22 protein-coding genes are annotated in these 22440 nt (G+C 68.1%); 7 read left to right on the top strand and 15 right to left on the bottom strand.

The window, feature by feature from the left end; genetic code table 11:
* Window positions 1–60: 60 nt before the first annotated feature.
* Together ACWF99_RS26555 and ACWF99_RS26550 are read right to left on the bottom strand one after the other, a co-directional pair.
* On the bottom strand, window positions 61–1050 hold the full coding sequence (locus ACWF99_RS26555; protein ID WP_452537678.1) for a 1-phosphofructokinase family hexose kinase: 990 nt from the start codon (window positions 1048–1050) through the stop codon (window positions 61–63).
* Complete coding sequence (locus ACWF99_RS26550) at window positions 1047–1814, bottom strand: DeoR/GlpR family DNA-binding transcription regulator (RefSeq protein ID WP_378632878.1); 768 nt, start codon at window positions 1812–1814, stop codon at window positions 1047–1049. Before ACWF99_RS26550 ends, ACWF99_RS26555 begins: the two co-directional genes overlap by 4 nt.
* A 262-nt stretch (window positions 1815–2076) precedes the next feature.
* On the opposite strand from ACWF99_RS26550, the gene ACWF99_RS26545 reads away from it, so the two are divergent.
* A complete protein-coding gene (locus ACWF99_RS26545; protein ID WP_378651866.1) occupies window positions 2077–2895 on the top strand; it encodes an ACT domain-containing protein in 819 nt (272 codons plus the stop codon).
* Window positions 2896–2898: 3 nt separating this feature from the next.
* Here the strand turns inward: ACWF99_RS26545 and ACWF99_RS26540 are convergent, their stop codons facing one another.
* Window positions 2899–3123 (bottom strand): hypothetical protein, encoded by a 225-nt coding sequence (locus tag ACWF99_RS26540; RefSeq protein ID WP_378632882.1) that lies wholly within the window; start codon window positions 3121–3123, stop codon window positions 2899–2901.
* An 80-nt stretch (window positions 3124–3203) separates the two neighbouring features.
* Between ACWF99_RS26540 and ACWF99_RS26535 the strand changes: the two genes are divergently transcribed.
* Entirely contained in the window at window positions 3204–4379 is a 1176-nt protein-coding gene (locus ACWF99_RS26535; protein ID WP_452537677.1) for an alpha-hydroxy-acid oxidizing protein, read from the top strand.
* A 134-nt stretch (window positions 4380–4513) separates the two neighbouring features.
* Window positions 4514–5266, top strand: coding sequence for a DUF6319 family protein (locus ACWF99_RS26530; protein WP_378632887.1), 753 nt, complete (start codon window positions 4514–4516; stop codon window positions 5264–5266).
* A gap of 1 nt (window position 5267) precedes the next feature.
* Here the strand turns inward: ACWF99_RS26530 and ACWF99_RS26525 are convergent, their stop codons facing one another.
* Window positions 5268–6773 (bottom strand): diguanylate cyclase, encoded by a 1506-nt coding sequence (locus tag ACWF99_RS26525; RefSeq protein ID WP_452537676.1) that lies wholly within the window; start codon window positions 6771–6773, stop codon window positions 5268–5270.
* A gap of 290 nt (window positions 6774–7063) precedes the next feature.
* Here ACWF99_RS26525 and galK point away from each other — a divergent pair, with 290 nt between their 5' ends.
* The 4 genes from galK (at window position 7064) to ACWF99_RS26505 (ending at window position 11304) form a co-directional block, all read left to right on the top strand.
* On the top strand, window positions 7064–8170 hold the full coding sequence (gene galK, locus ACWF99_RS26520) for a galactokinase (protein WP_452537675.1): 1107 nt from the start codon (window positions 7064–7066) through the stop codon (window positions 8168–8170).
* A gap of 153 nt (window positions 8171–8323) precedes the next feature.
* Window positions 8324–10042 carry a sodium:solute symporter family protein gene (locus ACWF99_RS26515; RefSeq protein ID WP_452537674.1) on the top strand — a complete coding sequence of 573 codons (1719 nt, stop codon included), beginning with the start codon at window positions 8324–8326 and terminating at the stop codon, window positions 10040–10042.
* Window positions 10043–10054: 12 nt separating this feature from the next.
* Window positions 10055–10303 carry a hypothetical protein gene (locus ACWF99_RS26510; protein WP_452537673.1) on the top strand — a complete coding sequence of 83 codons (249 nt, stop codon included), beginning with the start codon at window positions 10055–10057 and terminating at the stop codon, window positions 10301–10303.
* 47 nt (window positions 10304–10350) lie between these two features.
* Window positions 10351–11304 carry a quinone oxidoreductase family protein gene (locus ACWF99_RS26505; RefSeq protein ID WP_452537672.1) on the top strand — a complete coding sequence of 318 codons (954 nt, stop codon included), beginning with the start codon at window positions 10351–10353 and terminating at the stop codon, window positions 11302–11304.
* Between the two features lie 32 nt (window positions 11305–11336).
* On the opposite strand, the gene ACWF99_RS26500 is transcribed toward ACWF99_RS26505, so the two are convergent.
* The 11 genes from ACWF99_RS26500 to ACWF99_RS26450 all read right to left on the bottom strand — a co-directional run bounded on the left by ACWF99_RS26500 (window position 11337) and on the right by ACWF99_RS26450 (window position 22379).
* Complete coding sequence (locus tag ACWF99_RS26500; protein ID WP_452537671.1) at window positions 11337–12917, bottom strand: alkaline phosphatase D family protein; 1581 nt, start codon at window positions 12915–12917, stop codon at window positions 11337–11339.
* Window positions 12918–12987: 70 nt separating this feature from the next.
* Complete coding sequence (locus tag ACWF99_RS26495) at window positions 12988–13320, bottom strand: hypothetical protein (RefSeq protein ID WP_378632903.1); 333 nt, start codon at window positions 13318–13320, stop codon at window positions 12988–12990.
* A gap of 65 nt (window positions 13321–13385) precedes the next feature.
* Window positions 13386–14846, bottom strand: coding sequence for a PepSY-associated TM helix domain-containing protein (locus tag ACWF99_RS26490; protein ID WP_452537670.1), 1461 nt, complete (start codon window positions 14844–14846; stop codon window positions 13386–13388).
* Window positions 14847–15142: 296 nt separating this feature from the next.
* A complete protein-coding gene (locus ACWF99_RS26485; RefSeq protein ID WP_378632906.1) occupies window positions 15143–15703 on the bottom strand; it encodes a hypothetical protein in 561 nt (186 codons plus the stop codon).
* A gap of 66 nt (window positions 15704–15769) precedes the next feature.
* On the bottom strand, window positions 15770–17428 hold the full coding sequence (locus ACWF99_RS26480; protein WP_378632908.1) for an acyl-CoA synthetase: 1659 nt from the start codon (window positions 17426–17428) through the stop codon (window positions 15770–15772).
* 126 nt (window positions 17429–17554) lie between these two features.
* The gene (locus ACWF99_RS26475) at window positions 17555–19183 is read right to left on the bottom strand and encodes an acyl-CoA synthetase (RefSeq protein ID WP_452537669.1); all 1629 of its coding nucleotides are present in this window, start codon (window positions 19181–19183) and stop codon (window positions 17555–17557) included.
* A gap of 101 nt (window positions 19184–19284) precedes the next feature.
* Window positions 19285–19779 (bottom strand): ArsR/SmtB family transcription factor, encoded by a 495-nt coding sequence (locus ACWF99_RS26470; protein ID WP_101468527.1) that lies wholly within the window; start codon window positions 19777–19779, stop codon window positions 19285–19287.
* A 98-nt stretch (window positions 19780–19877) separates the two neighbouring features.
* Entirely contained in the window at window positions 19878–20510 is a 633-nt protein-coding gene (locus tag ACWF99_RS26465) for a hypothetical protein (protein WP_378632912.1), read from the bottom strand.
* 165 nt (window positions 20511–20675) lie between these two features.
* Window positions 20676–21053, bottom strand: a complete 378-nt coding sequence (locus ACWF99_RS26460) for a PIN domain-containing protein (protein ID WP_378632914.1) — start codon at window positions 21051–21053, stop codon at window positions 20676–20678.
* Window positions 21050–21352 (bottom strand): type II toxin-antitoxin system Phd/YefM family antitoxin, encoded by a 303-nt coding sequence (locus tag ACWF99_RS26455; protein ID WP_266292300.1) that lies wholly within the window; start codon window positions 21350–21352, stop codon window positions 21050–21052. The genes ACWF99_RS26460 and ACWF99_RS26455 overlap by 4 nt, the downstream gene beginning before the upstream one ends.
* A 43-nt stretch (window positions 21353–21395) precedes the next feature.
* The gene (locus tag ACWF99_RS26450; RefSeq protein ID WP_452537668.1) at window positions 21396–22379 is read right to left on the bottom strand and encodes an AurF N-oxygenase family protein; all 984 of its coding nucleotides are present in this window, start codon (window positions 22377–22379) and stop codon (window positions 21396–21398) included.
* Window positions 22380–22440: the final 61 nt, after the last annotated feature.

Genomic DNA, 22440 nt, shown 5'->3' with positions numbered 1-22440 from the left:
AGTCGCAGCGGTTCGAGTTCGGCGATGGGCGAAGGCGCCGGGCGCCGATCGTGGGGACGCTCATGCCGGGGCCGATGGTCGGTCGGCGGTGAGTGGGTGCGCGGTGACGGCTTCGAGGACGACGTCGGCGGGGCCGGGTAGTTCGGTGCCGGGGAGTGCGGTGGCGGCGCTGCCGTAGGCGACGGCGGTGCGCAGGCGGTCGGCGGGGGATTCACCCGCGAGGTCGGCGAGCAGGTAGCCGGCCAGGGCCGAGTCGCCCGCGCCGACGGTGCTGCGCGCGACGATCGGCGGGGCGGCGGCGAACCACGTGTCCTCGGCGGTGACCAGGACCGCGCCCGCCGCGCCCAGGGTTGCCAGCACCGCGACGACGCCACGGTCGATCAGCATCGTGGCAGCTTCGGCGGCGGCCGTGGGGTTCTCGAGGTCGACGGCGTCGAGGCCGGTGAGCTGAGCCAGCTCCTCCGAGTTCGGTTTGATGAGATCCGGTGCGGCGCCCACTGATTCGGCGAACAGGGCGAGCAGCGGCGCATCGGAGGTATCGACGGCGACGCGGGTGCGACGCGTTCCGTCCGGCGAGACGGGCGGTGTGGACAACATCGCGACGAGCTGCGCGTACCAGTCGACGGGCACGCCCGGCGGTAATGATCCGGACAGCACGATCCACTCGGCTCCCGCGGCCACCTCCACGAGCAGCGCTGTGAGTTCGGCCAGCTCGCGCGCCGACAACGGACGGCCGGGCTCGTTGATCTTGGTCGTGGTGCCGTCGGATTCGGCGATGGTCAGATTCACCCTCGGCCCGCCGGGCACCGGTACCGTGCGGAATTCGATGCCCGCCGTACGCAATCCGTGCACGACGGGGTCGTCGTCGGCCCCCGGCAGCACCGCCGTGACCGCCGCCCCGCCCCCGGACACCACTCGCGCGACATTGACTCCCTTGCCGCCGGGGTGCGAGGTGACGCTCGCCGCGCGATGCACCTGCCCGCGCCGCAACGGCTCGGTGAGGGTGACCGTGCGGTCGACACTCGGGTTCGCGGTCAGCGTGACGATCATGCGAGTACCACCTCGATTCCTTCGGCGACCAGTTCCGCGTGTGCGGTGGCCGGGATGTCGGTATCGGTGACCAGGACGTCGACCTCGGCGGCACTGCCGAAGCGCACGAAGTCCTCGCGCCCGATCTTGCTCGCGTCGGCGACCACGACGACCCGGTCGGCGGCGGCGATCATCGCGCGTTTCACGGCGGCTTCCTCCGGATCGGGGGTGGACAGCCCGTGTCGCACCGTCAGCGCGTTGGTGCCCAGAAACGCGACGTCGACCCGTAGTTCGCCGAGCAGCCGCAAGGACTCGGCGCCGACGGCGGCCTGGGTGACGCCGCGAACCCGCCCGCCGAGCAGGTGCAACCGGACACCCGCGAACCCGGTGAGGCGCGCGGCGACCGGTAGCGAGTTGGTGACGGTGACCAGGTCGACGTCGGCCGGCATGGCCGCGGCCACCCGCACGGTCGTCGTGCCCGCGTCGAACAGCACGCTGCCGCCCGTTCGCGGCAGGTACCGCTGCGCGAGTTCGGCGATCCGGTCCTTCTCCGCGGCGCGAGTGCTGTCGCGCTCGGCGGTGCCCGGTTCGAAGGTCGTGAGCGCGCCGGAACCGACCGCGCCCCCGTGCACCCGCCGGATCACCCCGAGTCGGTCGAGCACCGCCAGATCGCGGCGCACGGTTTCGGTGGTGACCCCGTACTGGTCGGCGAGTTCGGCGACGGAGACGCGCCCGCGATGCCCGATCAGGGTCGCGATCGCCTGCTGCCGTTCCTCGGCGTACATGGAGTTCCTCCGGTCTCGATGAATCTTTACTTATGTTGTTTTATGCCCATTTGTGTGGTTTTGTCAATGAATTTTGGTGATCCGAGTCACAACTGTTGCCCTCTGCCTATCGCGTGAATGGTGCCGACAGTCACACCACAACAGTGCGGGTGCTCGACATCACCGCGGAAATCAGTGCAGGTCAACGGCTTTCGCGTGCGCTTTCACGTCGCTGTTACGCGCCTCGTCCAAGATCGACACGAAGGCCGGAGACGCTGACCCCATGTGGCGATTCGCAGTGCGACCCCGTGTCACGGTCCTGGCCTGCGAGGTATGCGGCAGACTGCCGCATCCCGGCCGGACCAGGCTCACGCTGGCCAAACTCGCGGCGGTGTTCCCGGTGGAGCTGGCGCTACACGCGTTGGTCGTCCATCTGCACCCGCCGTACCTGCTGACCGTCGCCCTGCTCACGGTCACCACCACGATCCTGGTGATCTGGGTGGTGGAGCCGTCGGCGATGCGAATGCTCGGCGGCTGGCTGCACAGCCCGGAACTACGGCACCGCGACCGCATCGACTCCGCGCCCGCGCTCTGGCGGATCCGCGTGCGCCTGGCCGACCGTCCCGGCGCGCTCGAGACGCTGGCCAAACATCTCGCCCACCGCGACGCCAACATTCTCACCGTGCACGTGCACCAGCTCGAGGACGCCGTCCTCGACGAACTCGTCGTCGCCGCGCCCGCCGAGGTCACCGCGCACGCGATCACCTCCGCCGCCGAACACGCGGGAGGGTCCGGAGTGCGGGTCTGGCCCGCGACCGTGCTGTCGCTGATCGATGGTCAGACCAAGGCGCTGGCCATCGCCGCCCGCATCGTCGGCGATCCGGACGAATTACCCTTGGCCGTCGCCGAACTGCTGGGCGCGCGCTACCTCGCGCCCGGCACGCCGGAGGTGAGCGAACCGGGCGAGGGCACGCTGCTGGAACTGGACCGTGACGATCGTCGCTGGGGTTTCGTACGCCCCGACGAACCGTTCACCCCCGCGGAAATCGCCCGCGCGCATCGGCTCGCCGATCTGGCGGTGCTCACCGCGCGACGACGGTGAGGTTCAGTCGAAGCCGAGGTCGCTGGTGAGCGGATCGCGTAGGGCGCCCTCGGCGGCCCGCAGGCGATCGGTGACCGAGGTCAGCAGATCCATCGAATCCTGGGACAGCCCGAGCGCGAGGCGGGTCAGGTGACGGATGGCATCGCAATGGAAGAGGTCGGCGAGTAGAGCGTCCGGGTCGGCGGGCGCGGCCGAGTGTTCGACGACGGTCACGGCAGGGGCACTCACAATCTCGTATTTTCGAGTATGACGCACCTTACATCCACCCTGCGGTCCGTGAACCCCGGTCGGCGTGCGAAAGTGCAGCAATGAGTCAGTTCGCCGACTATCAGAACGAGATCTACCTGGCCGCGCTCGGTGGGATCCAGCCCGAATTTCCCATGGATTACGCGACGCTCGAGCGCAAAGCCACTGCGGCACTGCCGGATTCGTTGCTGAACTATATCGCAGGCGGAGCGGGCGACGAGCTCACACAGCGGCGCAACGCCGAAGCGTTCGCCGATTGGGGTCTGGTGCCGCGAATGCTGGTCGGCGCCTCCGAGCGCGACCTCGCCGTCACCGCCTTCGGCCACACCTTCGCCAACCCGCTGTTCCTCGCGCCGGTCGGGGTGATCGGTCTGGTCGGCGAGAAGGGCCACGGTGACATCGCGGTGGCCGAGGCGTCGGCGCAGACCGGTGTGCCCGCGATGTACTCGACGCTGATGGAGGACCCGCTCGAGGACGTACGGCCGCACGCGGGCGACACGCCTTCGTTCTTTCAGCTGTACACGCCGAAGAACCGTGAGCTCGCCGAGAGTCTGGTGCACCGGGCCGAGGCCGCGGGGTACGCGGGAATCACGGTCACCCTCGACACCTGGGTGCCCGGTTGGCGTCCGCGCGACCTGGCCGGCGGGAACTTCCCGCAGCTGCGTGGGCACGTGCTGAAGAACTACACCAGCGACCCGGTCTTCCAGCAGATGGTCGGCTCCGACGATCCCAAATTGATTGTCCTGCACTGGATCGCGACCTTCGGCAATTCGCTGACCTGGGATGATCTCGGTTGGCTGCGCTCGATCACCGATCTGCCGCTGATCCTCAAGGGCATCTCGCATCCCGAGGACGCGCGCAAGGCGATCGACTTCGGCGCCGACGGGATCTACTGCTCCAATCACGGTGGGCGCCAGGCCAACGGTGGGCTGAGCGCGCTGGAGACCTTGCCCGCGGTCGTGGCCGCCTGTGACGACCGGGTGCCGGTGCTGTTCGACTCCGGGGTGCGCTCGGGCGCCGATGTGGTGAAGGCGCTCGGACTCGGCGCGTCGATGGTCGGGCTCGGCAGGCCGTATGTGTACGCGCTCGCGCTGGGCGGTGTGCGCGGCCTGGTGCATCTGCTGCGCAGCTACGCGGCCGAAGCGGATCTGCTGATGGCGGTCAACGGCTATCGCGATGTGGCCGCGGTGCGCGAGAACATCCGGCCGACGACGCGCGGCCGCGCCACTCTCGGCTGACGGTGTCGCGGCCCGGAAGCCCCGAGCAGGAGGGTCTTTCGGGCCGTGTGGGCGGCTCGGGGGAGAACTTGTCGGTGCTGTGCGGCATCATCGGTGCGAAGACCACGCTGTAGCACCAACCCCCGGAGTCCACGATGTCCTCGCCGAGCACCAAGTCCGCATCCCGCCGATCAGCACCGCCGGTACTATCCGACGCCGAGCTCGCGCGTATCGCAGGCGAGCTCGCCGAGGGCAAACCGCCGATGGTGTGGTTCACCGCCGCCGCTGTCGGTGTCGCCGAGGGGAAGTCGGGCAAGGTTGTCGCGCTCGACGACCCGTCCGCAGGCGACTTCCTGCAGGTGCGGCCCACCGGTTCCAAAGATGTGCTCTCGTTCGGCCCGAGCGAGGTGACGCTGACCAAGCCGGCCCGCGGGACTACCGTAGCGCCGGGCGGATCCGCACGGACCCGCCCGGACAGTGCCCCCGCGCCGAGCAACCGAAAGGACAACACTGTGACCCAGCCGTCGACCCTGCCGAGCGCTGCTACGCCCGCGCCGAGGTCGCTCGCCCCGGTAGCCGATGATCCCAAGCCCGCCCCGGCAACGCCGCGGCCGGCGAAGGCTCCCGCGGTGCGCAAGGCCAAGGTGGCCGAGGTGACCGTCACCCTCACCGGAACCGCCGATGGTGAGTGGACCGTCGATGTGATCAACGGCAAGAAGCGCAGTGTGAAGGGGTTGGCGGTCAGCAGTGCGGCCGTAGCTCAGGCCGCGAAGATCCTGCACCCCGAGGTGGAGGAAGTGGTCGCCGGGATTCTGGAGGCTGCGCGGGGGGCTCAGCAGGCGAAGGTCGCGCAGTTGCAGGCCGAGCTGGAGGCGGCTCGGAAGCTGTTGGAGGAGTTGGGGGACTGACCTACTGGGCCACCCGCTGAATCCGCGGGGAGGCGGAGACGCGCCGCCGCGTCGACGGCTTTCTCAGTTCGTCGTGGAAGCTGAGGCCGAGGCGGTATTCCTTGGCGTGATACATGGCGGCGTCGGCGGTGCGGATCAGGTCGTAGATGGTTGTCTCGGTGGGGCGGGTGGTCACGCAGGCGACGCCGATGCTGGCGGTGATGGGGATTTCACCGCAGCTCAGCTCGAAGGGGCGGATGAAGGCGCCGAGGATGTGTTCGGCCAGCACGGCGGCTTCGGTGCGGGTGCGTGGTGCCAGGACCACGAATTCGTCGCCGCCGTAGCGGGCCGTGAGATCGGCGCTGGCGGTGGTGCGGCGGATGCGGGACGCGGCGTTGGCGATGAGTTCGTCGCCGACGGCGTGACCGTAGCTGTCGTTCACCATTTTGAAGCCGTCGAGGTCGATGAACAGCAGGCACAGTGGTTTTCCGGCCCACTGATCGCGATAGCGGTGTGGTGCGCGCAGCAGCGCGGCCCGGTTGAACAGCCCGGTGAGCAGGTCGTGGTCGGCCTGGTACTGGGCGCGGCGTTCGCTGCGCATGCTGCGCGCGATGGCGCGTTCGCTGCGCACCAGGACACCGACCAACAGCAACGTGAGCAGCGCGCAGATCACCACGCGGTCGACCACCCCGAGCTCGGCGCCGACCACACTCACCAGCGAGGCCGCCACCAGTGCCACCGCGATCATCCCGGCCCGCTGCCGCGATCGATGCGGTCCCACATCCTCGGCGTCGCGCAACCCGCCCATCGTCGGCTGCACCGCGGCCAGCCCGGCCAGCAGATACGCCCACTGCTGTGGCACCAGTGCGACTTCGGGATCGACCGCGATCGTGCCTGCGGCAGTGAGACTTTCGATCAACCCACCGATGAGCACGGCGATCAGTGCGGCCTGCAACAACCGCAGCGATGTCTCCGAGCGCACCACCGTCGCCAGCGAATGCGCGAGCACGGTCGCCAGCAGCGCGTGGATCAGCGGATAGCTCGCGGCCAGCGCGGTATCGACGAACCCGGTGCTGTGCCGCAGGATCGGTGAGATCAGGAATGTCCACGAGGCCAGCAGCGCGCTGAGCCCGATGAGCGTCGAATCCAGCCAGAGGTCACGGGCATTGCGGAGGCGGTGCGGCTGCAACCAGCCGACGGCGGCCAAGCCCAGGCACAGCGAGGCCGCCAAGGTACACAGATCGTCGACCGGGTGCCAGCTCGGGTGCAGCCCGAGCGCGCGTATCGCGGTGCCCGCGGCGAACAGCGGCACCGACGCGGCCAGCAGGTACCAGGGCAGCCGGTGCGCGGGTCGATGGCAGTACATGCCGTACCCGATCATCGCCAGCGATCCCGCGACGATCACGATGAGCAGCAGAAACGGCAGCGCCCGGCCGCCCGCCAGCGGCGCGATCAGCACGGCCCCCGCCGCGCCGAGCAGCACCACGCACCGTCGCAGGCTCCCGTAGCGTGTCTCGCTGATGGTCATCAGCCCCCCTCGATCTTGCTGCGCACGCGACGAGCGTCGATCGAATGTGAGGCCGGTGAATCACTCGAAGTATCGGCCGAGAGCACCGAGTGTTGTTGTCCGAGCACGATCCCCAGCCGGCAGTGCCGACGCTCAAAACCTTTACAACTCAGTCGATCATGACACGTCCACGGCCCTGCTGTCGATGCGTTGAGAGCATTGCCGCATACCGATTCGGCACCCGGTGCTCGACAGTTGCCCGCCGCGGTGTTCGGTGATGACATCGTCGCAGCAAGCGGAGGGAAGTACGGGTGGAGAAGTGGATCGCGCCGGGCCGGGTGAACATCATCGGCGAGCACACCGACTACAACGACGGGTTCGTGTTGCCGATCGCTCTGCCGCTCGGCGTCGTCTGCGCGGCCGGACCGCGCGGTGACGGGCTGGTGCGGCTCACCTCGGCGCAGCGGCCCGGTGAGGTCGTCGAGGTGGGCGTCGATGCTCTTGCGGCACAACGGGATCGGCTGCCCCGCTGGGCCCGCTATCCGCTCGGTGTCGTCGACGAGTTCGTTCGTGGCGGTCACCGCGTCACCGGGGTGGACCTCGAACTCGACGGCACGGTGCCGATCGGCGCGGGCCTGTCCTCGTCGGCGGCCCTGTGCTGCGCGGTGACGATCGCGCTGCGCGACCTGTTCGCGCCCGCGCTCACCGATCGGCGCATGATCGAGATCGCCAGGGCGGCGGAGAACGGCTTCGCCGGAGTGCCGACGGGCCTGCTCGACCAGTCCGCCTCGATCCTGTGTACCGAAGGCCACGCCCTGTTCCTCGACATCCGTGCCTTCGCCGACACGGAATCAGGTGCCGCAGAACAGATTCCGTTCGATCTCGCCACTGCCGGTCTGGCATTGATCGTCGCCGACACCGGCCACCCGCACGATCTGGCAGACGGCGGATATGCCGAGCGTAGAGCCCAGTGCGAAGCCGCCGCTGCCGCGCTGAATCTGTCCGCCCTGCGCGATGCCACCTCCGAAGACCTGCCACGCTTACGGGATCGAGTGCTGCGGCGTCGCGCGAGGCACGTGGTCACCGAGAACGCGCGGGTGCTCGCCGTCGTCGACCGGCTGCGCGCCGGTGCGGACCCGCGGGCGATCGGTGAGCTGCTGACGGCCTCGCACCACTCGCTGCGCGAGGACTTCGAGGTCTCCGCGCCCGCACTGGATCTCGCGGTCGACGCGGCACTCGCCGCGGGCGCACACGGTGCGCGCATGGTCGGCGGTGGCTTCGGCGGCAGCATCATCGCCCTGGTCGAGCACGTCGACCGGGTGGCCGAGAACATCATGCACCGTTTCGCCACCACAGGTTTCGCCCCGCCCCGCGTCTTCGCCGTCGAACCGGCAGCGGGAGCGCGCAAACTGGAGTGAACAGTTGTCCATTTTGTTCTGTGCGATTTCGCTGTGAGGCGCAGGACGGGCGCGCACAGTGGAAGCACCCGAAACAGTTCGACGGACGACGCGACCCGCGCCGTGTGAACGACGCTCGTGTACCGTCCGGCTCCAGGTCAGGAGGGACACGCTGTGCCGCTTGCCTTTTCGCTCGCCACCCCAGAAGCCTCATCGACACTGCGGCTCGACGCCGCCCCGGTCGACTACGCGCTGGTCGCCCTGTATTTCGTCTTCGTACTCGGCATCGGCCTGATCGCCCGGCGCCGGGTGTCGTCGAGTATCGACTTCTTCCTGTCCGGGCGCTCATTGCCCGCGTGGGTCACGGGCCTGGCGTTCATCTCCGCCAATCTCGGCGCGGTGGAGATCATGGGTATGTCCGCCAACGGCGCCCAGTACGGCTTCCCGACTTTCAACTACTTCTGGATCGGCGCCGTGCCCGCGATGCTGTTCCTCGGCGTGGTGATGATGCCGTTCTACTACGGCTCCAAGGTGCGTTCGGTGCCGGAATTCATGCGCAGGCGGTTCGGCACCGGCGCGCACCTGGTGAACGCGTTGAGCTTCGCGGTCGCCCAGGTGCTGATCGCGGGGGTGAACCTCTATCTGCTCGGCACCATCGTGAACGTGCTGCTGGGCTGGCCGCTGTGGATCTCGGTGGTCGTGGCCGCGGTGATCGTGCTGTCCTACGTCACCCTCGGCGGGCTTTCGGCCGCGATCTACAACGAGGTGCTGCAGTTTTTCGTGATCGTGGCCGCACTGCTGCCGCTGACCCTGGTCGGCCTGCACCGTGTCGGTGGCTGGGACGGCTTGCAGGACAAGGTGTCCGGCTCGCCGGGTGGCGCCGATCAGTTGCAGACCTGGCCGGGCAACGCGATGAGCGGTTTCACCGACAACTTCGCCTCGATCATGGGCATCGTGTTCGGTCTGGGATTCGTTCTCTCCTTCGGGTATTGGACAACCAATTTCGTAGAAGTGCAGCGCGCCTTGGCCACTCACTCGATCTCGGCTGCGCAGCGCACCCCCATCATCGGCGCCTATCCGAAGATGTTCATCCCGCTGATCGTGGTGATCCCCGGCATGATCAGCGCGGTCCTGGTGCCACAGATGATCGAGTACAAGCAGCAGGTCACCGCGAATCCCGATTTCGAGGGCGACGTCACCTACAACCAGGCGTTGTTGTTCTTGATGAAAGAGGTGCTGCCCAACGGCCTTCTCGGTGTCGGGCTCGCGGGTCTGCTGGCGGCGTTCATGGCCGGAATGGCGGCCAATGTCTCGGCGTTCAACACCGTGTTCAGCTTCGATCTGTGGCAGCAGTACGTTCGTAAGGGACGACCCGACGGGTACTACCTGAAGGTCGGCAGGCTGGCCACGGTCGGTGCGACGGTGGCGGCGATCTTCACCGCGTTCATCGCGGGCGGATTCAGCAACATGATGGACTACCTGCAGACCCTGTTCAGCTTCTTCAACGCACCGCTGTTCGCGACGTTCATCCTCGGCATGCTGTGGAAGCGGATGTCGCCGACCGCGGGCTGGGTCGGCCTGGTCAGTGGCACGCTCGCCGCCGTGTTCGTGTTCCTGCTCAACGAGACCGGGGTGACGAACCTGTCCGGGCAGGGCGCCAGCTTCGTCGCCGCGGGCGCCGCGTTCGTGGTCGACATCGCCGTCAGCGTCGCGGTCACCCTGGTGACCAGGCCGAAGCCGGCCGCCGAACTGGCCGGCCTGGTGTATTCCGAGACGCCGAAGGCGATGCGCACCGATGCCGATGCCGACTCGCTGCCCTGGTACCAGCGGCCGGCCCTGCTCGCCGGGATCGCCCTCGTACTGGTGATCGCCCTCAACATCATCGTCGGATAAGGAGTCAGCACCATGCTTTTCGATATCCGCACCATTGTCGGTGCGCTGCTCGGCAGCTACGGCGTCATCCTGGTGATCACCTCGCTGGTGCAGGACAGTGCGGCCCAGGAGGTCAAGACCGGCGGGATCGATGTGAATCTCTGGGCGGGGCTCGGCATGATCGGGTTCGCCGTCGTGTTCATCGGCTGGGCGCTGCTGCGCCCGGTCCAGGTCCCCGAGGTCGCGGCGATGACGATGGAGGAATTCACCCCGGATCCGTGACGCGTGTGCGCCCGGGTCGGTGTGCGGGGCGCGGTAGCGTCGAGACCATGGCGAACACGATGCGCGCGTTGCTGACCGGTGCCGGATCGCTCCGGGTCGGCACGGTGCCGGTTCCCGTGCCGGAGCTGGGTCAGCTGCTGGTCCGGGTCGCGGCGGTGTCGTTGAACAACGCCGATGCCAGTGCCGACGCGAGCTCCGACGGTGTCGAGCGGGTCGCCGGGTACGAGTTCAGCGGTGAGGTGGTCGGCGGTGACGACTCCCTGCGCGGACAGCGGGTGATGGGGACAGCGCCCGCCGCCTTCGCCGAATTCGTCGTGGTGGACAGCCGTCACGTGGTGCCGGTGCCCGCGCACTTGGCGCCGACGGCCGCCGCCGCCCTCCCGGTGGCGCTGTTCACCGAGCACGGCGCGCTCACTGTCGCCGGTGCGGCACCCGGGCAGACCGTGTTGGTCACGGCGGGCTCATCGGCGCTGGGACTGATCGGCATCCAGGTCGCCCGCGTACTCGGCGCCGCACGGGTACTGGCCACGACTCGGACGCCGGGTAAACGCACGCTGCTCGAGCGGGCGGGCGCCGACCTCGCGCTGTGTGTAGACGGCGCCGACCTGGCCGATGAGGTACTCGAAGCCACCCACGGTGCCGGGGTCGATGTCGTGCTCGACCATATCGGTGGCGCGATGGTCGACATCGCGATCGGGTCGACGGCACCGGGTGGCGTCGTGGTCAGTGTGGGCAGGCTCGGCGGCGCCGAAGCCACCATCGACCTGTTCGGTTTGGCGCGCCGTCGGGTCCGCCTGCAATCGGTGTCCTACGGTTTCACCCCGCCGGAGGTGATCGGCGAGCGGCTCGCCGCCCTGACACCGGTCGTCTTGCCCGCCGTCGCCGACGGTCGGATCGCGGCTGTCATCGACAGCGTGCACCCCTTCGCAGATGCGGCCGCGGCCTTGGAACGCCTGCGTGGCGGCGCCACCGAGGGGAAAGTCGTGCTCACGCTGACCTGACACGCAGTGCCCCACAGCCGGAAACACAGGGCTCAGACTTCGATGGCCCCGGGGATTCCGTCCTCCACGACGAAACTCGCCCGCGTGCTGATCGGGGCACCCGGACGGCTCACATAGGGAACCACACGGAAGTCGTTGCGCCACTGGCGATGGTCGAGGTCGACGCGGACATAGCCGCGTTGCCGGTTGTAGAACTTCAGGTCCGGGTTGGCGGCCAGCAGGGTACGGCCCGCGTCGGTGAGGTCCGCGCCGTCGCTGCCGGTACTGATCGACGTGCCGGTGAATTCTGTTGCCACGACGGGTGATTCGGGATCAGCGTAGTCGCGGCGTAGGTCGGCCACGTAGTTCTCGTGGCGGTCGCCGGTGATCACGACCAGGTTGTCGACCGCGTGGTCGGTGGCCGCGGCCAGCACCGTATTGCGGTCTGCGACATAGCCGTCCCAGGCGTCCGTGCCGAGCAGCAGGTCGGGGCCGGGGTCGTAGTCGGACTGGGCCATGGCGACCTGATTGCCGAGTACCTGCCAGCGGGCGGACGAGGTGGCGAAGCCGCCGACGAGCCAGTCACGTTGGGCCGCACCGAGAATGGTGCGGTCGGTGGCGAAGCGGTCGGCACATCCGATGACCGCCGAGCCGTCACCGCAGGCCTGCGGGGTGCGGTACTGCCTGGTGTCGATCATGGTGAATTCGGCCAGATCGCCGAATCGGTAGCGGCGGTGCAGGTGTATCGACGGGCCGACGGGCAGCTGCGCCAGGCGCATCGGCTGGTGCTCGTACATGGCCTGGAACGCAGCGGCCTTGCGGCGGCGGAACAGCGGCGCGAGGCGGTATACGTCGAAGCCGAGGCCGGGACTGTCACCGGCCCAGTTGTTGTCGAGCTCGTGATCGTCGAGGGTGACCAGCCAGGGGAACGCCGCGTGCGCGGCCTGGAGCGGCGCTTCGCCTTTGGCCTGGGCATAGCGCAGTCGGTAGCCCGCCAGATCCACTGCCTCGCCGGCGAGCTGCGGCGGCAGGTGCGCGCCGCGGCGGGCCAGCACCCAGGAGGATTCGTAGATGTAGTCGCCGAGATGCACGACGAGGTCGAGATCTTCGGCGCTGAGGTGTTCGTAGGCGGTGTAGTACCCCGAACTCCACGACTGGCACGACGCGAAGGCGAACCGGAGCCGCGCGGTCGGGCTGTCGAGCGCGGGCGCGGTGCGGGTGCGCCCGACCGGCGAGATCGCCGAACCGGCCCGGAACCGGTAGTAGTACCACCGATCCGGCGCCAGCCCGGCGATCTCGGGATGCACACTGTGCCCGAGCTCGCGGGTCGCCACCGCTGAGCCCCTGACCACGACTTTCGTGAATCGTTCGTCCTCGGCGACCTCGTAGTCGACGGTCACCGGGGAGACCGTCATCCCGCCGTACCCGTCGGGTGCGAGCGGATCGGGGGCGAGTCGCGTCCACAGCACCACTCCGTCCGGGGTCGGTTCGCCGGAAGCGACCCCGAGCGAGAACGGTTCGCCGAGCCGCCGTGGCGCGGCGAACCGCGCACTGCTCACCGCGGAGACCCCCACGAGAGCGGCGATCGAACCGCCGATGCCGCCGTGCAGGAGTTGTCGGCGAGACAGCGTCATCCGCTGATCCTTTCACCGCGGATCCGAACCATCCACCGATCGTGTCCGGTTCGACGTCGCGGTGCGGGTGTCAGAGCCGGAAGATCCGCGAGCCGACGGCCCATCCCGCGCTGGACCAGTTCGGACCGAAGCACGCCACGGTGCCCGCCTGGCCGACCGGCAGGTCCTGGCGGATCGTGTACGGCCCGACGGCGAAGGGCGCGATGTTGTAACCGATGCAGTCGACCTCGAGCCGGTAGGTGCCCTCACCGCCGTAACAACCACCATTGAACGCCCACGGGCCGTTCATCGATCCCTGGCAGCCGGGATCAGCGGCGGCTGTCCCCGCGGCGACACCGGTCAAGGCGACCGCGATGGCCGGAGCGGCCAAGCACATCGCTACTGCGCGAGCTGAGGTTCTCATGGGGAAGCTCCGATCATCGAGGGTCATGGGTTACATGGGATGTTTCCTCGATAGTTAGCCATGCGTTACACCTTGTCCGCGCGAGCGGCCAAGCCCAAGGCGACATCGATGAGCAGGAAAACGATCAAGCTCACGCCGATGAGCGGGAGGAACCAGCCGATGGCGACCGCCGCACCGACCAGCGGAACGGTGATCCACGGCGACGTGCGGCGCAGCACCCCACGCCGTGGCGGGACGGGCAGAGCGGCCCTGCGGGTGGGTCGACGCTGCCACCACATGCGGTAACCGAGCACGATCACGGTGACGAGGCCGATCATGATCGCGAGCAGCAGCAGCTGGTTGACAAGGCCGAACAGCAGACCCATGTGGAAGGCGATGCCCCAGTTGGTGAGCTTGGCCATCAGCGGCCAGTCGGCGAACGCCAGCCGGTCGGTGACCGTGCCGGTCGCGCCGTCGACGGCGAGCGAGTCGACGGTGTAGGTGCCGGGCAGGCGCAGTTCCTTGATGCCGAACGCCTTCTCCGGTGTCGCCGGGATGGCGATTTCGGCGCCCTGGGTGATGCCCTCGGCACGAGCGACCTCGTACACGCGATCGAGCTGCGCGATCCGCGCCGAGGGGTCGACCGGGGCCGGGACGGTCTGCCCGCCGCTGTGGTGGTCGCCGCCCGAGGACTGGGCGGGACCGGCGGTGCCCGGCAGCTTCACACTCACCGCGGGGGTGGTCCAGCTGAGTTCTTCGCGCAGCTTCGTGACGTTCTCACCGGCATGGGTCGACCACGTCATGCCGGTGGCCGAGAGCAGCAGCACCACGGGCAGGATCCAGACGCCGATCGCGCCGTGCCAGTTCATCTTTCGACGCCGGGTCTGGGACAGATCCGGCTTGAGCAGCCACTGCGCCGAGCGCCGCTCGCGCCGCTTGCGCACCCGGTGCACCCACAGCACCAGCCCGAACAGCGCGATCACCCACAGCCACGACGCGGCCAGTTCGCTGTAGAGCCTGCCGGGTTCGCCCAGGTGCAGGCTGCGATGGAACTCGCTGAGCCAGGTGCGCAGCGGCAGCGCGCCACCACTTCCGTAGACCACGGACTCGCCGACCGGCTGGGCGGTGTGCGGGTCGACGAACACCGACAGCCGCTCGGAATCGCCGAGCGCCGGATCGTTGAACAGGACGCGCGTGGTGTCGCCCTCGTTCGGGGCGGGGGCGACCGCGACCAGGGTGAGGTCGGGGCGCGCCGCGACTGCCGCGCCGACCTGGGCGGACAGGGCCTGGTCGGGCCCGGTGGTGTCGACCTGCAACAGATCGCGCGAGACGAACCCTTCGATCGTCGGCGCGATCGCGTACAGCGCGCCGGTGAGCGCGGCGATCAGGATGAACGGGGCGACGAAGAACCCCGCGTAGAAGTGCAGGCGCAGGGCCAGCGGAGACAGGCGTAAGCCCCGGCGTGCGCCGGAACGGGGACTGTCACCGGGGATCGGTGGTGCCGAGGGGGAGTTCTCCTCGGCCGGACGAGTGTCCGTGATGCTCATGCTGATTCATTTCTGGAGTACTGGAACCCGGTGCGCGCGGACAGGTCCGGCTCGGCGCCCGCGTCGCCGACGGCACGCGAAGGCTGTCGACCTGGTGCGGCGTGGAGCCTGCCGATCGCTGGGCGCGGACTTCGTCCGAGCGGAGCCGGACGAACACGGCCGACCGGCGGCGCACGTCGAGCGCCACGCTCACGTCGAGAGAACGGGTGACGTCAGCGTGGGGAGGCGACAACGAGGCGCGCGGGTTCGACACGGGGACAGCGCACGACGAGTCCGTGCACCGGGTGAGGGAAAGGTCAGAAAGGAATCGCGAGCGGGGGAGCGCGGGTTCGCAGCGACGACGTGGCGAAGATCCGCAGGATGACGCGGTCGCGGTGGGCCAGGCGCAACGGCGCCGGGTCGGGGATGCGGGGAGTGCGGTAGCGCAGCGGCAGGATGCGTGCCAGCACAGCGCCGCCGACCCGGTATGCGGCCTCGGCGCCCACGATGACGACGGCCGCGAGCAGCGCGGCGACGGTGTGGGCGGTGAGCATGCCGAGTCCGAGCGAATCGTCAGCCGAGTGCGAGTGCCCCGACCAGCTCATCGTGGTGTGGCCGACCAGCTGACCACCCAGCAGCACCGCCGCCAAACCCAGCGCACCGTGACGCAGTGGTCCGATCCCGGCGACCAGTGCGCCGACAACCGCCGAGGCCGCGGCCAGCAACACGATCGCGGTGCTGCCCGGCAGCGCCCCACCGGCGGCCAGCCCGTGCGCGGCCAACGACAGCGCGCCCGACATCGAGCCCGCGCAGGCACCACGCAGCCGCGCGCCGACAGCACGCGACGGCGCGGACGCCTGCTCGAACCCGATGATCACGCGCTGATGATAGTCGACCGACGAGGCCCGCTCGGCGGCAATAGAGCGGGCTACGTCCAGCCGTTGTCAGTCCGTCTCGACCGGCATCTCGATCAGCGGCTTGCGCAGCAGTTTGCCGGTGGCGTTGCGGGGCAGTTCGTCGACGAAGATCACCTCGCGCGGCACCTTGTAGCGGGCCAGGTTCTCGCGGACGTATTCCTTGATCTCCTTGGCGTCGCGCTTGGACTCCGGGCCGGGCACCACGATCGCGCGCAGCCGTTTGCCGTAGTCGTGGTCGTCGACGCCGACCACCGCGGCCTCGAACACATCGGCGCGGCCCGCGATGAGGTTCTCCACTTCCAGCGGGAAGACGTTCTCGCCGCCGGAGACGATCATGTCGTCGTCGCGGCCGTCGATGTAGAGCAGACCGTCGGCATCGAAATGGCCGACGTCACCGCTCGACATCATGCCGTCGACCATTTCCTTGGTCCGGCCGTCGGTGTACCCGGTGAACGCGAACCCGTTGTCCACGAAGATCGTTCCGGTGACATTCGGGGCGGTGATCGGCTTGCGGTTCTCGTCGAGCAGCACGATCCGGATGCCGACGGGCGCCTTGCCCGCCGTGGTCGGCGCCTTGCGCAGATCCTCCGGGGTGGCCACGGTCATCACCGCGCATTCGGTGGAGCCGTAGAGGTTGTAGAGCGAATCACCGAAGTAGTCGAGGGTGCGGGTGACCACGTCGGGGGCGATCGCCGAGCCCGCGGCGAAGATGACCTTCATCGTCGACGGGTCGTACTTCGCCAGCACCTGCTCGTCCAGATCGAGGATGCGCTGCAGCATCGTCGGCACCACGACCAGCGAATCCGCCTTGTACTTCACCACATTGGCGAGCGTCTGCTCCGGGTCGAACCGGCGCTGCTGGAAGATGACCCGGTTTCCCAGGGCGAGCCCGAGGGTGAACTGCGACAGGCCGGTGCCGTGGAAGATCGGCGCCGCCATGATCATGGTGCCGTTGTTGGGCAGCGGCACCCGATCCACGAACTGCGCCGACGCGAACGGGCTCACCTTGTCGCGCGGTGCGCCCTTGGGTGTGCCGGTGGTGCCGCTGGTCAGGATCACCATGCCGCCGGGCTTGCTCGGTGCGGTGATCGCGGCGGTCGAACGATCCGCCGACAGCGATGCCACAGTCGGGATCGACGGGTCGGCGCCGTGCGCTTCGTCGACCCAGGTGAGTACCCGCGGGATGTCGGTGGGGATGGCGCTCATCAGGTCGAGGAACTCGCTGTCGTGCAGCACCGCCTTGACCTTCTCGCGCGCGGCGACATCGGCGAACTGCGGCTTGGCGAACCCGGTGTTCATCAGCACCGCGCGCACACCGAGCTTGCCCGCCGCCAGCAGGCTCAACACCATGCCGCGATGGTCGCGGGCCAGCACGGCGATCACGTCGCCCTCGCTGATCCCGCTCGCGCGCAGGCCGCGGGCGAAGGCGTTGGACTGCGCGTCGAGTTCGCCGAAGGTGATCTCACCCAGTTCGTCGACGATGGCGCCCGCCTGCGGCCTGCTCTGCGCGGCGTGCATGACGACGCCGGCGAACGGGCCGAACTTCGAGACATTGCGGAACGAACGGGCAGCGTGGTCGAGGCGCAGCGGATTGAACAGCTTGCGATCGACCATGACCTTGACGCCGAGCGCGAAGTCACCGGCACGTCGGGCGGTAGTACCTAGCGCGGGCAGAGACAGAGACATCGAACAGCCTTCCGGCAGACCGAGCCCACGCAGAACCGCAGGCCGGACCGCGTCTTCGAGATCCAGTGCTGTCGCTAACACTAGCAAGCGATCCGGCCGCGCTGTCTACTCCGTAGTAGCCAGCGCCTATCCCTGTGAGACCTCATAGTCGATGAGGGTGCGGCGCACGATCTTGCCGGTGGCGTTGCGGGGCAGTTCGTCGAGGAAGATCACCTCGCGCGGCACCTTGAACCTGGCCAGATTCGCCTTGACGTGCGCCTGGAGTTCGGCGGCGTCGAGGGTGTGACCTTCTTCGAGAACGACGAAGGCGCGCAGGCGTTTGCCGAACTCCGGATCGTCGACGCCGATCACCGCCACGTCGAAGATCTCGGGCCGCTCGACCAGCAGGTTCTCGACTTCCTGCGGGTACACGTTCTCGCCGCCGGAGACGATCATGTCGTCATCGCGACCGTCGACCATGAGCAGCCCGGTGTCGGTGAAATGGCCCATGTCGCCGCTGGACATGAAGCCGTCGATGATCTGCTTGTGCCTGCCGTCGGTGTAGCCCTCGAACGGCGCGCCACTGCGCACGAAGATCCGGCCACGCGCGCCCGGCGTCTCGACCCGCTGATCCTGGTCGTCGTAGAGGCGGACCTCGCAGGTGATCGGCGAACGGCCGACCGTGCCCGGCGCTTCCGCCAGCTCGGCTGGGTTCGCGATGGTCGCGATGGCGACCTCGGTCGACCCGTAGAGGTTGTAGAGCACCGGTCCGAAGGCCTCGGTGGCCTTGATGCACAGCTCCGGGGTGAGCGCGGAGCCGGCGAACAGGATGACCTTCAGCGAGGACAGGTCGTATTTCGCGCGGACGTCGGCGGGCAGCTCGGTCATCCGGTGCAGCATCGTCGGCACACACACCAGCATCTCGACCTTGTGCTCGGCGATCGCGGCGAGGGTGGCCTCGGCATCGAATCGACGGCGCATGACGATCTTGTTCGACAGGATCGTGTTGACCAGCCAGGTGCCCAGACCCGTGCTGTGGAAGATCGGCGACACGATCATCGCCGTTCCGCGCTTCGGGAACGGCACGCGGTCGACGAACTGCGCGGTCGCCATCGGCGTGACCTTGGTGCGCGGTGCGCCCTTGGGCAGGCCGGTGGTGCCGCTGGTGAGGATGATGAAGCCGCCCGGCTTACTCGGCGCGGGCAGATCCTCGGTGGAGTTGTTCGCGATGAGGTCGTCGAATGTCGTGGCGCCCGCGGGGAGTTCGGTGCCTTCGTCGACCCAGGTGAGGTAGCGCGGCAGGTCGGCGGGCAGTGCGTCGAGCAGGCCGAGGAACTCGCTGTCGTGCAGCACCGCGCGCACGTTCTCGCGTTCACAGACCTCCGCGAACTGCGGTTTGGCGAAGCCGGTGTTCATCAGCGCAATGCGCGCGCCCAGCTTGCCCGCCGCGATCATCGACATGATCAGCCCGCGGTGATCGCGGGCCAGCACGGCGATGACCGTGCCCTCGCCGATGCCCGCTTCGCGTAACCCGCGGGCGATGGCGGTGGATTGCTCATCGAGCTCGCGATAGGTCAGCTCACCGCGCTCGTCCACGAGGGCCACCTGATCGGGGGCGACGCGGGCCGAATGGCGCACGAGGGTGGCCTGCGGGCCGTAGATCTTGGATTCCTTCATCGTCCGCAGGGTCTCCAGCGGCGTTTTGGGATCGGAGACTCCGCGCGCGCGCAGTACACCGATCGCCTTCACGCTTTCGAGCAGATGTGACAGGTTCACTCGACTACCTCCGCAGCTTGAATCACTCGACGCTCACCGTAGCAGTCGATGTGCTGTGCATCACAGTAGTCTAACCGGGCAATTGGGACATCTCCACAAGATCAGCGCTGGGCCGCCGCCAGCACCGCGAGGAGCGGGACCAGCCTGCCCTCCGGCACCTCGAAACGGCCCAATCCCGCGGTCTGCAACCAGCCGACGGCGGCCAGCTGGCGCAAGTGCTGGTAGATCTCGGGTGAGGTGCCCAGTTCCGCGATGGCGGCGAGATCGGCGGCGGTTCTGCGCCCGTAGACGATTTCCTGAAGTAGCCGCAGCCGCACCGGATCGGCCAGCGCAGCAAGGCAATTGGCCGCCTCGATGGTCCAGACATCACCGACGATGGCATCGGTGGGGTACTGGGCCTGCCAATCGAAGCGCTCACCGGTGGGCAGTTGCAACGCGCCCGCCAGCAGCACGCCGCCGGTGCGTTTTCCGGCATCGGCGAATTCCTGCCGCAGGCGCGCCACCGCCCACGGCAGCTGCGCGTGCTCGGGCTGCGCGCTCTCCAGCGCGGCAACGCGGCGTTCCAGTTCTTCGAGTCGGTCGACCAGATCCTCCACGCCGGTCAACCTACGCCACACCGAAGCTGTTGCGCTGCTTCACCGAAACGACAACGCACCCCGGACCGCGTGGACCCGGGGTGCGCAGTGGACGAACGTCAGCGCGTGACAGCACCGAACGAGGGCTGCTGGATGGTGCCGAGCTGGTAGGCGAACCCGTCCGGGTGCGCCTCGTCGACCGGCACCGGCCAGCGGTGCCACAGGTTGCCGTACACCGCCGCCACGACCAGCCCGGCGCCGGTGTTCAGCGACGCCGTGCGGATGGTGGTGTCGACCGGCACGTCCTGGTGTTCGCTCAGGACCGCGGTGCCGCTCTGCCCGCTGGACAGATTCAGCCACATGACCTCGAGCTTGGCGTTGCCCTGGTTGGGCGAGATGGTGCCGGGCCCGCCGAAGAAGCCGAGGCGGAAGCCGTCGATATCGAGGGCGATACCAGAGCCGTACACCCCTGGCCCGCCACCGTTCTGGCCGATATCGGAGGTCGCCGGGATCTGGAACGGCTGCGCGGGCAGCGCGACATCGACCGTGCCGTCGGCGGTGAGCTTGTCGAGGGCGGCGAGTGCGCCCGGATTGTTCGCCACCGACGTACGCAGCTGCGAGACGGCCGCGGCCACGTCGACAGTCTGTGTCGCCGGTTCCGCGACCGCGGGGCCCGCGAAGACGATGGCGACGGCGGCCGAGGTGACGGCTACCGCGGTGGTGAAGCGACGCATGAAACTCAGATGATGCATAACCAGCTCTCCTCGAGTGTTCCTGGTACTGCTTTCCCTGGTAATTCGTCCGCTGTGCGAGTCGGCCGGGCTATCAGCCGCCGACCACCTGTGCACGGTACCGACAGCCGATGTGGGATCTGTCACTACCCCGGGGAAAGCCGAGTTCAGGACCTCGAGGGCCAGTTACGGCATGTTCGCGATCTCTACCTTGTAGCCCCGATAGAGCTCGGGTTTGGCGGTGAGGACCGGCATGTCCAGATTCTGCGCGGTGAACACCACGGGCGCGATCAGCGGCCAGTCGAGATGGTCGTCGACGATCGGCACGGTGGTGCCGATGCGGATCGCGGTGGGGGCGTCGAGTTCGGCCCAGCGCACGGCGACGCGATTGTCGAGCAGGCGGCCGAGTTCGTCGATGTTGTCCACGGCGCGCATCGCGGCCATCAGACTCACAGTGGGCACCACCAGGATTCGGCGCTGCTGGGTGAACTGACGCATGATCACCTGCCCGAACAGCGGCGACAACGCCAGCGAGGTGAGCGCGGTGTGGTCGGCGACGCTCACTGGCGACTGTCCAGCGCGCCCATCAGCTTGCTCAGTTTGGCTTCCGCCTCGGCGATGTCTTCCGCCGAATGCTGGGTGATCCTGGCGTCGAGCTTGCCCAGGATCTGCTCACGCAGATCGTCGTTGAAGTACGCGGGAGGCAGTGCCCCGTGCCGCAACACCTCAGCGGGTACCACCGCGACCAATTCTTTCCCCTCCCGCGTCACGATCACGGGCCGTCCGCTCGCGGACACCCCGTCGAAAACACTACCCAGCTGACCACGTAACTCGGTCAGCGGCACACTGTCGTAATCGGCCATAGTCAACTGTACATCGCTGTGTACAGTCGCGCCGACCGATCGCTCAGGCGACCTTGCGGGCAGGTTCGCTGCGGTAGCGGGTAACCGGGCCGTCGATGCCGAGCAGGCGCCAGGTCAGCTTGGCGACCGGGTTCATCAGGCCGCTGTTGGTGGCGAGGGCACGCACATCGCCGAAGATATTGCGCATCGTGGTCTGCGATTCCTCGCTGCTCCAGTAGGCCTCGCGCATGACCTCTGCCGGAATGTCGAACTTCTCGACGAATTCCTTGGGCGGGGTCATGATCATGTCGAGCATCACCCGCATGGCGATCGGGAAGGCCACGGAGAGAACCGATTTCGTGATCGGGTTCATGCCGGGCACGTTGCGGCGCAGGTATTCGTGGGCGAAGGAGATGTGCCGGGCTTCCTCGGCCACGTGGATCTGCATCACCCGCTGCACCATCGGGTGCAGATCGACGCCGGCGCGCAGCAGCGACTTCTGCAGGTGATCGATCGGCTCCTCGCCGCCGAGGATCATCGTGAAGAACAGTTCGGGGAAGTACTTCACCGCGGGCCATATGGCCATCGTCAGCTTGCGATCGATGGTGCCCATGCCGATCACATCGCGGTAGCCGATGCGGTTGATCATCTCCTGGAACATCATCGTGTGGTTGCACTCTTCGGCAGCCTCGTGGGTGATGTACCGGAATTCCGGGTCGCCGTTGGGGACCGACACCAGGTACTGCATCAGCCCGCGGATCAGCAGCTGCTCGAAATCCAGGCCCACCTTGGCGATGCCGGCCTGGCGCCACATGCCGATGGCGATCTGCTTCTCGATCGGCTGGGCCTTGTACCAGGGGTGACGGCCCAGCGGGTCCTCTTCGGGCATGATCCAGCGCGGATCGTCGCTGTGCACGGCGAACTCGGGGGATTCCCAGTCGATGTCGACGTAGGGGTCGAAGTGCCGGTTGACCGAACCTTCGGACAGGTTGCGCAGGATCTCGTGGTATTCGGGATCGGTGGCGGTGTTCTTGATTGTCGACAGCATCAGCGGTGTCTCCTTTTGGTGTGGCGCGACTCCTACGTTATATGAGACTCAGAGTCCCACA

It is taken from the genome of Nocardia sp. NPDC055002 (genome assembly GCF_053608825.1).
This window is presented reverse-complemented; position numbering and strand designations above follow the sequence as displayed.

Bases quoted from the DNA above. Each gene is read 5' to 3' on its own strand.
- ACWF99_RS26495 (WP_378632903.1), bottom strand. From the start codon at position 13,320: ATGAGAACCTCAGCTCGCGCAGTAGCGATGTGCTTGGCCGCTCCGGCC.
- ACWF99_RS26545 (WP_378651866.1), top strand. From the start codon at position 2,077: ATGTGGCGATTCGCAGTGCGACCCCGTGTCACGGTCCTGGCCTGCGAG.
- ACWF99_RS26530 (WP_378632887.1), top strand. From the start codon at position 4,514: ATGTCCTCGCCGAGCACCAAGTCCGCATCCCGCCGATCAGCACCGCCG.
- ACWF99_RS26555 (WP_452537678.1), bottom strand. From the start codon at position 1,050: ATGATCGTCACGCTGACCGCGAACCCGAGTGTCGACCGCACGGTCACC.
- ACWF99_RS26490 (WP_452537670.1), bottom strand. From the start codon at position 14,846: ATGAGCATCACGGACACTCGTCCGGCCGAGGAGAACTCCCCCTCGGCA.
- ACWF99_RS26535 (WP_452537677.1), top strand. From the start codon at position 3,204: ATGAGTCAGTTCGCCGACTATCAGAACGAGATCTACCTGGCCGCGCTC.
- ACWF99_RS26465 (WP_378632912.1), bottom strand. From the start codon at position 20,510: ATGCATCATCTGAGTTTCATGCGTCGCTTCACCACCGCGGTAGCCGTC.
- ACWF99_RS26500 (WP_452537671.1), bottom strand. From the start codon at position 12,917: ATGACGCTGTCTCGCCGACAACTCCTGCACGGCGGCATCGGCGGTTCG.
- ACWF99_RS26450 (WP_452537668.1), bottom strand. From the start codon at position 22,379: ATGCTGTCGACAATCAAGAACACCGCCACCGATCCCGAATACCACGAG.
- ACWF99_RS26510 (WP_452537673.1), top strand. From the start codon at position 10,055: ATGCTTTTCGATATCCGCACCATTGTCGGTGCGCTGCTCGGCAGCTAC.
- ACWF99_RS26505 (WP_452537672.1), top strand. From the start codon at position 10,351: ATGGCGAACACGATGCGCGCGTTGCTGACCGGTGCCGGATCGCTCCGG.
- ACWF99_RS26480 (WP_378632908.1), bottom strand. From the start codon at position 17,428: ATGTCTCTGTCTCTGCCCGCGCTAGGTACTACCGCCCGACGTGCCGGT.
- ACWF99_RS26525 (WP_452537676.1), bottom strand. From the start codon at position 6,773: ATGACCATCAGCGAGACACGCTACGGGAGCCTGCGACGGTGCGTGGTG.
- ACWF99_RS26550 (WP_378632878.1), bottom strand. From the start codon at position 1,814: ATGTACGCCGAGGAACGGCAGCAGGCGATCGCGACCCTGATCGGGCAT.
- ACWF99_RS26455 (WP_266292300.1), bottom strand. From the start codon at position 21,352: ATGGCCGATTACGACAGTGTGCCGCTGACCGAGTTACGTGGTCAGCTG.